This window comes from Kribbella ginsengisoli, from assembly GCF_039537185.1.
Taxonomy (GTDB): domain Bacteria; phylum Actinomycetota; class Actinomycetes; order Propionibacteriales; family Kribbellaceae; genus Kribbella; species Kribbella koreensis.
Genome location: NZ_BAABAA010000001.1, coordinates 1,465,566 through 1,476,418 on the forward strand (window position 1 = coordinate 1,465,566; position 10,853 = coordinate 1,476,418).

Annotated in this window: 14 protein-coding genes; 2 read left to right on the plus strand and 12 right to left on the minus strand. The window is 66.1% G+C overall.

The features are described 5' to 3' along the window. Positions 1 to 79: 79 nt before the first annotated feature. Complete coding sequence (locus tag ABD768_RS06565; RefSeq protein WP_344838361.1) at positions 80 to 604, minus strand: hypothetical protein; 525 nt, start codon at positions 602 to 604, stop codon at positions 80 to 82. Between the two features lie 224 nt (positions 605 to 828). Then, positions 829 to 1,593 (minus strand): alpha/beta fold hydrolase, encoded by a 765-nt coding sequence (locus tag ABD768_RS06570; RefSeq protein ID WP_344838363.1) that lies wholly within the window; start codon positions 1,591 to 1,593, stop codon positions 829 to 831. A gap of 56 nt (positions 1,594 to 1,649) precedes the next feature. Between ABD768_RS06570 and ABD768_RS06575 the strand changes: the two genes are divergently transcribed. After that, the gene (locus ABD768_RS06575) at positions 1,650 to 2,042 is read left to right on the plus strand and encodes a winged helix-turn-helix transcriptional regulator (protein WP_344838365.1); all 393 of its coding nucleotides are present in this window, start codon (positions 1,650 to 1,652) and stop codon (positions 2,040 to 2,042) included. A 228-nt stretch (positions 2,043 to 2,270) separates the two neighbouring features. Here ABD768_RS06575 and ABD768_RS43090 read toward each other — a convergent pair whose 3' ends face one another. The 6 genes from ABD768_RS43090 to ABD768_RS06605 all read right to left on the minus strand — a co-directional run bounded on the left by ABD768_RS43090 (position 2,271) and on the right by ABD768_RS06605 (position 6,523). Beyond that, on the minus strand, positions 2,271 to 2,621 hold the full coding sequence (locus tag ABD768_RS43090) for an ATP-binding protein (protein ID WP_425558405.1): 351 nt from the start codon (positions 2,619 to 2,621) through the stop codon (positions 2,271 to 2,273). A 12-nt stretch (positions 2,622 to 2,633) separates the two neighbouring features. Beyond that, positions 2,634 to 3,446: an alpha/beta fold hydrolase gene (locus ABD768_RS06585; protein ID WP_344838367.1), complete on the minus strand. Its 813-nt coding sequence runs from the start codon at positions 3,444 to 3,446 to the stop codon at positions 2,634 to 2,636. Positions 3,447 to 3,494: 48 nt separating this feature from the next. After that, complete coding sequence (locus ABD768_RS06590; protein ID WP_344838369.1) at positions 3,495 to 3,917, minus strand: DoxX family protein; 423 nt, start codon at positions 3,915 to 3,917, stop codon at positions 3,495 to 3,497. 103 nt (positions 3,918 to 4,020) lie between these two features. Beyond that, a complete protein-coding gene (locus tag ABD768_RS06595; RefSeq protein WP_344838372.1) occupies positions 4,021 to 4,866 on the minus strand; it encodes an ABC transporter permease in 846 nt (281 codons plus the stop codon). Further along, the gene (locus ABD768_RS06600; protein WP_344838375.1) at positions 4,863 to 5,828 is read right to left on the minus strand and encodes an ATP-binding cassette domain-containing protein; all 966 of its coding nucleotides are present in this window, start codon (positions 5,826 to 5,828) and stop codon (positions 4,863 to 4,865) included. Before ABD768_RS06600 ends, ABD768_RS06595 begins: the two co-directional genes overlap by 4 nt. Before the next feature lie 101 nt (positions 5,829 to 5,929). Continuing rightward, complete coding sequence (locus ABD768_RS06605; RefSeq protein WP_344838378.1) at positions 5,930 to 6,523, minus strand: PadR family transcriptional regulator; 594 nt, start codon at positions 6,521 to 6,523, stop codon at positions 5,930 to 5,932. A gap of 1,157 nt (positions 6,524 to 7,680) precedes the next feature. Here ABD768_RS06605 and ABD768_RS06610 point away from each other — a divergent pair. Continuing rightward, a complete protein-coding gene (locus ABD768_RS06610) occupies positions 7,681 to 8,088 on the plus strand; it encodes a winged helix-turn-helix transcriptional regulator (protein WP_344838380.1) in 408 nt (135 codons plus the stop codon). 44 nt (positions 8,089 to 8,132) lie between these two features. Here the strand turns inward: ABD768_RS06610 and ABD768_RS06615 are convergent, their stop codons facing one another. From ABD768_RS06615 to ABD768_RS06630, 4 genes are all read right to left on the minus strand, one after another. Next, entirely contained in the window at positions 8,133 to 8,972 is an 840-nt protein-coding gene (locus tag ABD768_RS06615; RefSeq protein WP_343968621.1) for an alpha/beta fold hydrolase, read from the minus strand. An 80-nt stretch (positions 8,973 to 9,052) separates the two neighbouring features. Then, positions 9,053 to 9,865, minus strand: a complete 813-nt coding sequence (locus ABD768_RS06620; protein WP_344838382.1) for an alpha/beta hydrolase — start codon at positions 9,863 to 9,865, stop codon at positions 9,053 to 9,055. Positions 9,866 to 9,910: 45 nt separating this feature from the next. Next, complete coding sequence (locus ABD768_RS06625) at positions 9,911 to 10,264, minus strand: UBP-type zinc finger domain-containing protein (protein ID WP_343968625.1); 354 nt, start codon at positions 10,262 to 10,264, stop codon at positions 9,911 to 9,913. Beyond that, positions 10,261 to 10,815 carry an alpha/beta fold hydrolase gene (locus ABD768_RS06630; protein ID WP_344838385.1) on the minus strand — a complete coding sequence of 185 codons (555 nt, stop codon included), beginning with the start codon at positions 10,813 to 10,815 and terminating at the stop codon, positions 10,261 to 10,263. Before ABD768_RS06630 ends, ABD768_RS06625 begins: the two co-directional genes overlap by 4 nt. Positions 10,816 to 10,853 lie beyond the last annotated feature (38 nt).

Consider the following 10,853-nt stretch of genomic DNA (forward strand, 5'->3'; position numbering starts at 1 on the left):
TGTCGTCGAAGCTGAACAACTGCGTGAATCCGGGCGCCGCCTTCAAGGCGATCGCACCCGGTAGTGGGCAGAGTTCGGCCTACGTCCGCAGAACGCAGAGCTTCGACAAGACCGGTCGGCGCCAGAGCGGTGACGGGTCGTCAACCGCCACGAGGACCGGAGAGGCGGTCAGCTGGACCGGGTGTGCAGCGGTGAGGCTGCACCGGGCGAGAGCGACGATCAGCGCGAGCAGGAGCGCGACGAGCATCCCCAGGCAAACATCGTCCATCGCGTGGATATGACCGTGGCCGTCCGGCCGCGCGGTCAGCTCAAGCGAGGACTCGACGTGCCCGGAAACACCAATCATGGCGGTGTTGTACGCGTGCCCATGATCTGCCGAGTACGACGCAGCAGACGCACCGGCCTGCGGCTGACCAGGTACCGGCGATTCGGTACCGAGGAAGGCCGACTGTCCTGGCGGGCTGCCTGCCATCTGATGGCCGACCGCCATCGCGGCGTCGTGATTTCCGGTCAGGCCGTGCATGGCGAACACACCTGCCAGGAGCAGCACGGCGATCAGAGCCCTGACGGACCCTCGTCGTGTGCACCAGCGCAGGCAGTTCATCGCCCCAAGCCTAGCCAGGACGTCCTCGCCGAACCTGGCATGGGCTACCGCTTGCAACCGTGAGCCGGCCAATTCGGTGAAGTCTGGTCTTGCCTCGGTCCAGTAGCTGAACGTGCCGGCGACGAGTGCATCGAGAGGAGCGGGACCCCTGAAGGCGATGACTGGCTGATCAAAGCTCAGGAGATTCGCTCCCGACGACTACCGCCGCGGCTCGGATTGAACGATCAGTCGGCGTCGAGCCACGGGATCAGCGCCGCCAGCAGGCGGTCCGGTGCGTCCAGCGGGATCAGGTGGCCGCAGTCGTCGAGCTGGATCGAGGTGAGGTCGTCGGCGAAAGGAACGAGCTGCTTCGCCAGGGTCTGGCCGACCGGGTGGGAGCCGATGGCGAGTACGGGGACTTTGAGGCCCCGGGCGGGGAGGAGCTCGGCCAGCTCCTCCGCAGTACGGGACCTCGCCCGGTAATGCTCGAAGGCGCCGGCAAGCGCTGACTCTCCTTGGTAGGAAGCGACGAAGGCATCGGTGAGTTCGGAGCCGATCCCCTCCCCACTGACCGTCCCGGCGCGAAGGAACCATTCGATGTACTCACGCTCATGACCGACCAGCACCTTCTCGGCCAAGCCAGGCACTTGGTGGAAGCCGAACCACCACGGCAAGCCGTTCTGCGTGAACGCCTCTGCTCCCGCGACGCCTGGCAGCACCATTTCCATCACAGCAAGCCGCTGCGTACGGTCCGGACGCTGCAACGCGAACCCGATCGCCGCCGCGACACCCGCATCGATCCCGACCATCGTCGCGCTCTCGATACCGAGATCGTCGAGCAAGCCTTCGAGGCGTTCGGCCAACTCGAGTGCCGAGCCGCCGGCGACGAGATCAGGCGCGACCACCCGGTGCGTCTGCGCGAGCCGGGGCGTGATCCGGTCCCACAGCCGATATGTGTGCGGAAATCCGTGCAGTAGAACGACAGCTGACCCGGTACCGACGTCGATCACGAGGCTCCTCTGATTACCTTGGCTACCTGATGAACGCTACGAACCCCGGAGGAAGCATGGAAGACGGCACTTCCGCGCCACCAGGTCACTCGGGGGTAACCACCCCACGCGGCGACCTGTTCAACCCTGCTTGCCCGACCCGGCAACTGCTCGACCGCATCGGCACCAAATGGGTCGCGATGATCGTCAAAACCCTCGCCGAATCAGGCGAACTCCGGTACGCCGAACTCAAACGCCGCACCCCCGGCATCTCGGCCAAGATGCTCGCCCAGACACTGCGCGGACTGGAGAACGACCACCTCGTCGTACGCCGAGTCGAGCCGACCGTTCCACCCGCGGTCTCCTACTCCCTGACCCCACTCGGCCAGAGCCTCGACCAACCTCTCGCAGCCCTACGCGACTGGGCCGAAACCCACATGCCCGAGATCAACCGCGCCGCCCGACCCTGAGCAGCAGCTCGGCGAGTTCAGCAAGCATCGTGATCATGCAGTCATGCCCGGTCGGCAGCTCCCACACCCGCGCCGGGTTACCGTTCGGCTGAACCGCACCGACCGGACGACGCGTGGCTGCGGAGGTTTCGTCCGACACCGCTTGTTGGCGAGTTCTGACACCGCCGGGCACGTGTCGGTGCCGCGGATGTTGGTTTGCGTCGACACCGCTTCCGCGCCCGACGGGTGTCAGGTTGTCCGCTGCCTTGTGGCTTGGGCCAGACGGTAGGAGTCGGTGCCGGTCTCGAGGATGGTGCCGCCGAAGGTGAGTCGGTCGACGATGGCTGCGCATAGCCGGGGGTCGGTGAAGGTCTTGGTCCAGCCGCCGAAGGACTCACTGGACGCGATCGCGACCGAGGCCTTCTCCTCACGTGCTGCGCAGGGCTTCGGTGGGCGGTACTGAGTCGGCCCGGAGTGCGGGGTACGACCGACGACGGAGCCGCCGCCGACGCCATCAACCTCGACACCACCTGTCCGCCCCGTGTCCCTGGCGCGACGAAGATCTGCTTGCGCGGTGCCTAATCGGTCTTCCCGCAACACCTCGCAGGCCCCTCAGTGTTCGCTGCTGAAGAACCGTAGCAACAGCGGGCCGACGGTCTGTGGGTCGACGACGTGATCCGGCCCCTCGAGGGTCTCCCGTTGAGCGTGGGGTAGTAGGTCTGCAAGCTCGTCGGCTGCGCGGTCGAAGAAGTCCGAGGGCAGGCCTGCCATATAGGGGACCGTGATCGGTCCTCCGGTGGTGACCAGGACCGGTTGGGTGACCGTTGCCAGTCGATCGGCCGGCAGTTGGTAGCGGTTGACGAAGACGCTGTCGTGGACCAGCGTGGGCGCGAGGGCGACCGAATGCGCCCAATGCGCCGTCTGCTTGCCTGCCGCTTTCCTGGCCGCGATGTTGTCGTCGGAGGCGCCGCTCAAGCGCATGAACAGTTCGAGAACCTCCTCGTCTCGCCCGGCGTCGAAGGCGCGTCGGGTGTCCGCGACGTACTCCTCGAATCGCTGGCGGATGTCGTCCCCGACCGCGTAGGGCACCTCCCACACGGCGATCGTGTCGATGGCTGACCCGGCCGCGGCCGCTTCCAGCGCCAGCGCGCCACCAGAGGACGCCCCGAACAGGTGTGCCGAGCCGCCCGCCTCCGCGATCAACGCATCCAGGTCCTCGATCTCCCTCTCCACGGCGTACGGCTCGGTGAAGCCGCTCGCGCCGCGTCCCCGACGGGCATAGTTGTAGACCGTGAAGTGCTCGGCGAGAGCCGGCGCCAAGGGAGCGTTCTCCACCCCCTCGTCGAGTGCTCCGCCCACCAGAATGACGGCCGGACCGCTTCCCTTCCGGTCGTAGGCGATGGTGGTGCCATCGTTTGATGTCACGCGAAAGGCCATCTCGTTCATCTCACATCTCCGTTCGAGAGGTTTGTCTCAGCGCCTGAGCAGCATGCCGACGACGGCCTCGGTGCGCGACCACCGCGTCCTTGCGATCACGGCCGCCACGATGAGTAAGGCGAGCGGCAGCCAAGGGCTCTGCTCGAGCACGAACTGATCGGTGATGACAGCACCGGTCAGCAATGCCGCCAACCCGAGACTGGCCAGGCCCGCCAGAGCCGGGATCAGAAGTCCAACCCCTCCCGCGACCTCCAGCGCTCCGACCAGGTACCGGAGCCACTGGCCAGCCCCGATGTCGGCGAACATGTCCACCATGACCGGGTCGCCGGCGAGCTTCGAGATTCCGCCGCCGGCGATTATCACCGCCGGCACGACGTGCAGAATCCAGACCCCGATGCTGCTCGCCCGCCCGGGCGTGTGCGCAACGGTTTCCGAGTTCTTCTTGGGGATGGTGCTCATTCGGCTCTCCTTGTCGTGTCCGGGTCTGGTAGCGGTGATGGCTCTGGCCGAGTGGGCCGGGCTGTCGGAGTTGATTTCGACCAAGTGCTCGCGGTAGCGGCATCTACTTCTTGTTGCGGTAGAGGACCATGGTGATGGGACCGAAGACCGCGACGAGAAGTACGGACGAGACGAGCACCCAGCCGATTTCCCCGGCGGGCACCGAGCCGTCCATCAGGCCGCGTACCACGGTCGCCAGGTGGGTGATCGGGTTGACCTCGACGACCGCCTGCATCCACCCGGGCATCGTCTTCGGGTCCACGAAGATGTTGCTCACGAACGTCAGCGGGAACATCACCATCATGCTGACCCCCGCCACCGAGTTCGGTGTGCGCAGGATCAGGCTGAGCATCGTCCACAGCCACGACAGGCAGAACGAGAACACCAGCAGCAGCACCACCGAGAGCACCACGCCGACGGCGCCACCCTCCGGCCGGAACCCTAGGACCAGTCCGAGCGTGATCACGATCGCCGACCCGATCGAGTAGCGCATCACATCGCCGAGCAGGGCGCCGACCAGCGGCGACGGTCGCCACACCGGAAGTGACCTGAACCTGTCGAACACCCCCTTCTGGATGTCGGTGTTCAGCGTTATGCCGGTGTTCATGGTGATCATGACGTTCGCCTGCACCAGGATCCCGGGCAGCAGGAACTGCAGGTACTCCTGAGTCGACCCGGCGAGCGCGCCACCGAACAGGTAGGTGAACATCAGCGTGAACATGATCGGGAACATGGTCACGTCGACGAGCTGCTCCGGGACGTGTTTGATCTTCAGCAGAGCGCGCCAGCCGAATGTCAACGAGGTGCGCACCGGGCCGGGGCGAGACGGCCGCTCACCGGCCGACAGCACGCTGCGCAGCGCGTCCTCAGTGACCGGCGCCGACCCCTGCTCCGCGGACGTGGCGGTCATGCGGCATCCTCCTCGGGTGTCTCCTCGGCGGCGTGTCCGGTCAGGGTGAGGAACACCTCGTCCAGGCTCGGCTGACCGAGCGCGAACTCGGTGACGTCGATGCCGCTGCGGGACAGCTCGGCCAGGGCGCGGGCGACCCGCTCGGGGTCGGAGATCCGCGCGGACAGCGCGGCCGGGTCAGCGGACGGCTCAGCCGCCACCTCGAGGACGCCGGCGAGGACCCGCTCTGCCTCGGCCCGCTGCTCGGGCGCACGTAGCCGTACGTGCAGCGAGCCGGCGCCGACCGATGCCTTGAGCTCGCCGCTCGAGCCCTCGGCGATCACCTTCCCGCGGTCGATCACCGCTATCCGGTCGGCCAACTGGTCGGCCTCGTCGAGGTACTGCGTGGTCAGCACCACGGTGGCGCCCTCGGCGACCATGCCCCTGACGATCTCCCAGACCTGGTTCCTGCTGCGCGGGTCGAGCCCGGTCGTGGGCTCGTCGAGGAAGATCAGTTCGGGGGTGACGACCAGGCTCGCCGCGATGTCGATGCGCCGGCGCATCCCGCCGGAGTACTTCTTCACCTGTCGGTCGGCCGCCCCGGCAAGACCGAACGCGTCGAGCAGGTCGGTCGCCCGCTCCCTGCCTCGCCGGCGTGAGTAGCCGAGCAATCTGGCGAGCAGCAACAGGTTCTCCACCCCGGTGAGGTCCTCGTCGACCGACGCGAACTGCCCGGTGAGGCCCACCCTGCTCCGCACCGCCTGGGCGTCACGCACGACGTCGTAGCCGAGCACTTGCGCCTCTCCGGCGTCGGGGCGCAGGAGCGTGGCCAGCATGCGGATCGTGGTGGTCTTGCCCGCCCCGTTCGGACCGAGCACGCCGTACACGCCCCCGGCGCTCACGGCCAGGTCCACACCGGCGACCGCGTGGGTCGTGCCGAAGCTCTTCTTCAACCCTCTCGTCTCGATCGCGAGCTTTCCCATGGGTTCGATTCCTTCTCTCTGAGTTGCGAACGGATTGGTGAGCTAGTCAAGTTTGACTACCTGGCCAGAGCAGACAAGGACGAAACGTCTGGTCAAGTTGACTAGGCGCGCATCTTGAGGTGACCCGGGACCGTTCGCCACGAACCCGGATCATCGGCCATGGTGTAGGCGCCCTCAGACAGTCGTTTGCTCAGGCGCTTCGCCCACTCCAGTTCGGTGCGTGCCTGTCCCGCCCACAGTTCGGCCTGATCGCGGACGTGCTCGGGGGCATCCCGATTGGGGTGCTCCCGCCACTCGGCCTGCACTACGAGCTCCGCTTCCAGTCGCGCGACCCGCTCGTTAACCTGCGCGATGGCATCTGTCCTGGTCAGCATGGGCAACATGGCGATGGACGCGTTGAGCATGTCCGGGTCGTGGGTGCGCCGCAGACCGTCGCGGACCAGTTCGACCATCTCGTCACGTCCCCGAGCTGTCGCGCGGTACAGAACGCGCTCCGGCCCGGAGTTGCCCGGCTCGGCGTGTTCGGTGAGAAGGCCATCAACCGCCGCCTTCTTCAGCGCGTGATAAATCGAGCCGGGCTTGATCTTGGCCCAACTCTCCGCACCCCAACTCTGCAGTTCGGACCGCACCTGGTAGCCATGCGCGCCGCCGGAGAGGTGCACGACACCGAGTACCAGGAGCTTCGTCGCCGACATGCGCCCACCTCCGCTCAACCCTCTCGTCTCGATCGCGAGCTTTCCCATGGGTTCGATTCCTTCTCCCGTGTTGCGAACGGACCGGCTGAGGCTAGTCCAGTTTGACTACTTGGCCAAAGTACACGAGGAAGAAACGTCTAGTCAAGCTTGATTAGACGCGCATCTTGAGGTGATCGGGGACCGTTCGCCACGGACCCGGATCATCGGCCATGGCGTAGGCGCCCTCAGACAGTCACTTGCTCAGGCTCTTCGCCCACTCCAGTTCAGTGCGTGCCTGTCCCGCCCACAGTTCGGCCTGATCGCGGACGTGCTCGGGGACGTCCCTATTGGGGTGCTCCCGCCACGTGGCCTGCTCTACGAGCTCCGCTTGCGCGCACGCCAGGGTGGTGTCAACTCCCACCAACACTAGGGTGCCCTCCTGGTCCGGGTGGTGTCAGCACTGACCTACAAACGGTGCTGGTGGAGACCTCCAAAGCCAGACGCGTGTACCCCGCGGGCAGTCCGCCGTGCAGTGGATGTGCGTCCGGGCGGTCGCGGCCGGGTTGCCGAACCGTACAGGTTGCTGAAGGCAACGAACCGGCTGGTCCGACAGGATCGTAGGCCGCGAGCATGGCACGGAAACCTTCGTCGTCCATCTGGTAGACGTCCACTTGCAGCCGTACCCAACTGTCGGCGTGCTGCGGACCGATCTGCTCGATGCGGAAGTCGGTGGCTGCCTGCTCGACCGGCTCAGCGCGGCGTACGACCTGGACATCGGTCGGACCGGGCGCGACTCCGTACGACGCCGCGATCTCGTCCCAGTCCGAACCCCGTCGCCTGCGACCAGAACGACAAAGTGTCCCGCGGCGCCGCCAACGCGACAACCGAGCCGAACCGACGCCGCATCAACCCCAGCACAGACGACCCGGGACCGGACTCATCCCCAAGACCCCAGAGCAACTCCGCCTCGACCCGTTCAATCCGCTCGATCAACTCCACCCGGCCATCATGTCTTCCACGCCTAGCTTGCTTGTGGCAAGTCAGGGGTTAGACTGGGGCGGCTGCTGGGCAAGCCAGATCGTCGTGCAGGCTCGCGGCTCACTGGACAGGAGGAAGGCGGCGCAATGCCCGTTGCGAAATTTCAGCATCAGAGTTGTTCGGTCGCTCGGAGTCTTTCGGTGCTGGGGGAACGCTGGACGCTGCTGATCCTGCGTGACGCGCTGGAAGGAATGACTCGGTTCGGGAGCTTCCAGGAGTCTCTCGGGATCGCGCCCGATGTGCTCACCGACCGGCTGAACACCCTGGTCGAGTACGAAGTGATGAGACGTGAGGCCTATCAGGAGCCAGGCCGCCGCACCCGGTACGAATACGAGCTCACCGAGGCCGGCAAACAGCTCCACGTCATCATCGGCGGCCTCCAGCAGTGGGGCGACGCGAATCTGCCTTGGCCGGACGGCCCGACGGCTTTGAGGCAGACACGCGGTACGTCGAAGCCCCTGCACGTCGGGTTCGTCGACGAGGACGGGCGTGAGGTTCCGCTCGACGAGGTCGACACGGTGCATTTCAACGACTACCCGAACCGATAGGCAGGCCAGGGTGCCGGGGTCCCGGCGCCCTGGTCGCAGTCATGTCAGCGCACGGTCTTCGCGGCCGTGGTGATGATCGCGGTCACGTCCGACGGATGGGAAACCATCGCCAAGTGAGACGACTCGATCCTGACCACGTGTGACTTGGCCCGGGCTGCCATCACTTCCAGCTCCGCCGGTGGGATCACTTTGTCGGCGGTCCCGATGAGAGCCCAGGACGGGATCGACACCCAGGCGGGGGTACCGGAGGGCTCGTCGAGGGCACTGGCGGCCAACGGCCGCTGACTGGCGGCAAGCACGGCCGCCGTGCCCGGCCGGACGTCGGCGGCGAAGATCTGGCGGAAGAGCTCCTGCTTGACATAGAGGTCCACGTTGCCCCCGCCGCCCGGAATGGGCACGAAGTCGAACACCGTACTCGGATCGGCAACGGCTACGCCTGAGCCCGGCTTTGCCGCAGCCAGTTGCACGACCGATTCCGCGGCATCGGGCATGAAGGCATCGATGTAGACCAGTGCCTTGACGTTGGGGTTTCCCGTTGCCGCATTGGTGATCACGGCTCCGCCGTAGGAGTGACCGACCAGCACCAACGGGCCGCTGATACTCGACAGGTAGCCGGCCAGATAGGCGGAGTCGGTGGCCAGTCCTCGTAGTGGGTTGGGCTCCACCATCACGCGATATCCGCGGCCTTGAAGCCGCTCGGTGACGGCCGACCAGCTGGAGCCGTCCGCCCACGCGCCGTGGACCAGCACGATCGTCGGCTTGACTACCGACGAATCATCAACGGCCGCAGCCGAGCGACCGGCACCACCTGTCAGCGTCAGCCCGAGTGCGCCGACCGCCAACACGGCGATCAGTCCTCGGACAGCGTTCCTCATCTTGGGCATGACCTCTCCTAGTTGTAGCTGTAGCCGAGCATTGGTTGATCCGTACTACGGGCTCCGCGGCCCGACTGATGTCGAACAACTCAGCCTTGGTGGCTGCCGGACGTCTCCTGAAGCCATCGCAGGGTGTGTTCGGCGATCTCCTGCCAACCGGAATCGAAGACATAGGAATGGCCACGGTCCGCGAAGACCTCGTAATCGGTCCTGGCGTTGCGCTCATACAGCCCGAATGCCTGCCGCGCGACGACCTCCGGAACGGTGTGATCCTTCCCGGCGCCGACGATCAGCAGCGGTCCCCGATCGGCTGTCGCGGTATCGACGGCCGTCGGCGAGTTCGGGTCCTTCTTGGCTTCGGTTGCCTCGAACAACGGGCGGCCCGGACCGGGGATGGCCCATCGCTCGAAGAGTTCGCCCGCCTCCGCCTTCGTCACCGCGTTCCCGAAGGCATACCGGAACTGTCGGCGGGTGAGCGCCACGGCCCTGGACCGGTTGGCCTTGCTTTTCAGCACCGGGAGCGCAGACCTGACCTGGGCCAGCGGCAACTTCGTGACGCCCTTCATCGGTGCGGGGCTGAGCGCGACCGCCGCCGAAGCGACCTTCTGCGCAAGGAGCTTCTGCGCGACCAGTCCACCGAAGGAGTGGCCGACGACGATCGGCCGTTCCGGAAGATTGCGCGCGATCTTCTCGTACGCCTCGGTGACAGCCTGGATCCCCACTCCACCCAACCCACTGGCATCGGCGCGGGTCTGAGCCGCCGTGGCGAGATCGCCTGGCCATCCAGCCACGAGCGGGTCGTAGCCCGCTTGCCGAAACAGCTGCACCCACGGCTCCCACGCATCCGAATGGATCCACAACCCATGGACGAACAACACTGGCCTGCCTTGACTACCTGACATGACACTCCTTGACTGCAATAGATTCGGTCGTTACTGAGGACTGCGTTACGGGTGCAGCTTCGACGGCCAGTCGGCCGGCACCCGTCCCTGTGGACCGGGAACTGACTGGTCCTGCGGGTGTTGGGTCGGTGCTGCCAGAACGGGCCCGTCGAGGAAGTTGTCTGTGCGGTAGTCCCAGAACCAGTCCTCGCCGGGCTCGAAGCTCTGGATGACCGGGTGGCCGGTCGCCTCGGCGTGAGCGGTCGCGTGCTGGGACGGCGAGTTGTCACAGCAGCCGATGTGGCCGCAGGCAGCGCAACGCCGTAGGTGAAACCACCATCCACCTGTTGCGTCACACTCGACGCAACCTGTCCCGCTTGGCGGGACCGATGTGTCGATGGCTTCGGATTGCCGACTCATGCTGCGCCTCCGTGGTTGTTGGCGGTCGTCGTGGCCTGGCGCAAGGCGACGAAATCTGTGACGGTCTTGACGAACCTTTCGGGCTCGCCGACGACCAGGGTTGGGACGTCCACCTCGGCAAGCCGATCCCGTACGTCCCACAGGTTCGGCCTGCGTTTGGGATCCACCGTCAGAACGACCGTCCGCTGCCACTCAGCCAGCTGCTCGGGCTGATCCAGAGCGAGTTGCAGCGCGACGAACCCGCCGTGCGAGTGGCCGAGGAAGTAGACCTTCGCGTCGCCGAGCTGCTGGATGACTTGGTCTGCGAAGTAGGCGTACCTCTCGACGCTGTAGTTACCGTCGGGGAGCAGATCCGACTCCCCCGTACCGACGGGCGCGAGATAGACCATGGTCATCTCCCGCTCGAGGTCAGGCATTCGCAAGTACGGCCAATGGATCCCGGGGCCACCAGGGTGGACGACACAGGCAGGACCACGGCCGGCTACGTGATAGCCGAACCTCAGCCCGTCGATCGTGACCACGTGCGATCGAGGCGTCGACGCGTCAGACATCTGGAGAGCTCCAATTCTTGGGGACGATGGTGGCCTGG

What these genes read in the sequence shown, in the direction of transcription:
- ABD768_RS06565 (WP_344838361.1), bottom strand. Translation starts at nt 604, where the DNA reads ATGAACTGCCTGCGCTGGTGCACACGACGAGGGTCCGTCAGGGCTCTG.
- ABD768_RS06575 (WP_344838365.1), top strand. Translation starts at nt 1,650, where the DNA reads ATGGAAGACGGCACTTCCGCGCCACCAGGTCACTCGGGGGTAACCACC.
- ABD768_RS06590 (WP_344838369.1), bottom strand. Translation starts at nt 3,917, where the DNA reads ATGAGCACCATCCCCAAGAAGAACTCGGAAACCGTTGCGCACACGCCC.
- ABD768_RS06595 (WP_344838372.1), bottom strand. Translation starts at nt 4,866, where the DNA reads ATGACCGCCACGTCCGCGGAGCAGGGGTCGGCGCCGGTCACTGAGGAC.
- ABD768_RS06600 (WP_344838375.1), bottom strand. Translation starts at nt 5,828, where the DNA reads ATGGGAAAGCTCGCGATCGAGACGAGAGGGTTGAAGAAGAGCTTCGGC.
- ABD768_RS06605 (WP_344838378.1), bottom strand. Translation starts at nt 6,523, where the DNA reads ATGTCGGCGACGAAGCTCCTGGTACTCGGTGTCGTGCACCTCTCCGGC.
- ABD768_RS06615 (WP_343968621.1), bottom strand. Translation starts at nt 8,972, where the DNA reads ATGCCCAAGATGAGGAACGCTGTCCGAGGACTGATCGCCGTGTTGGCG.
- ABD768_RS06620 (WP_344838382.1), bottom strand. Translation starts at nt 9,865, where the DNA reads ATGTCAGGTAGTCAAGGCAGGCCAGTGTTGTTCGTCCATGGGTTGTGG.
- ABD768_RS06625 (WP_343968625.1), bottom strand. Translation starts at nt 10,264, where the DNA reads ATGAGTCGGCAATCCGAAGCCATCGACACATCGGTCCCGCCAAGCGGG.
- ABD768_RS06630 (WP_344838385.1), bottom strand. Translation starts at nt 10,815, where the DNA reads ATGTCTGACGCGTCGACGCCTCGATCGCACGTGGTCACGATCGACGGG.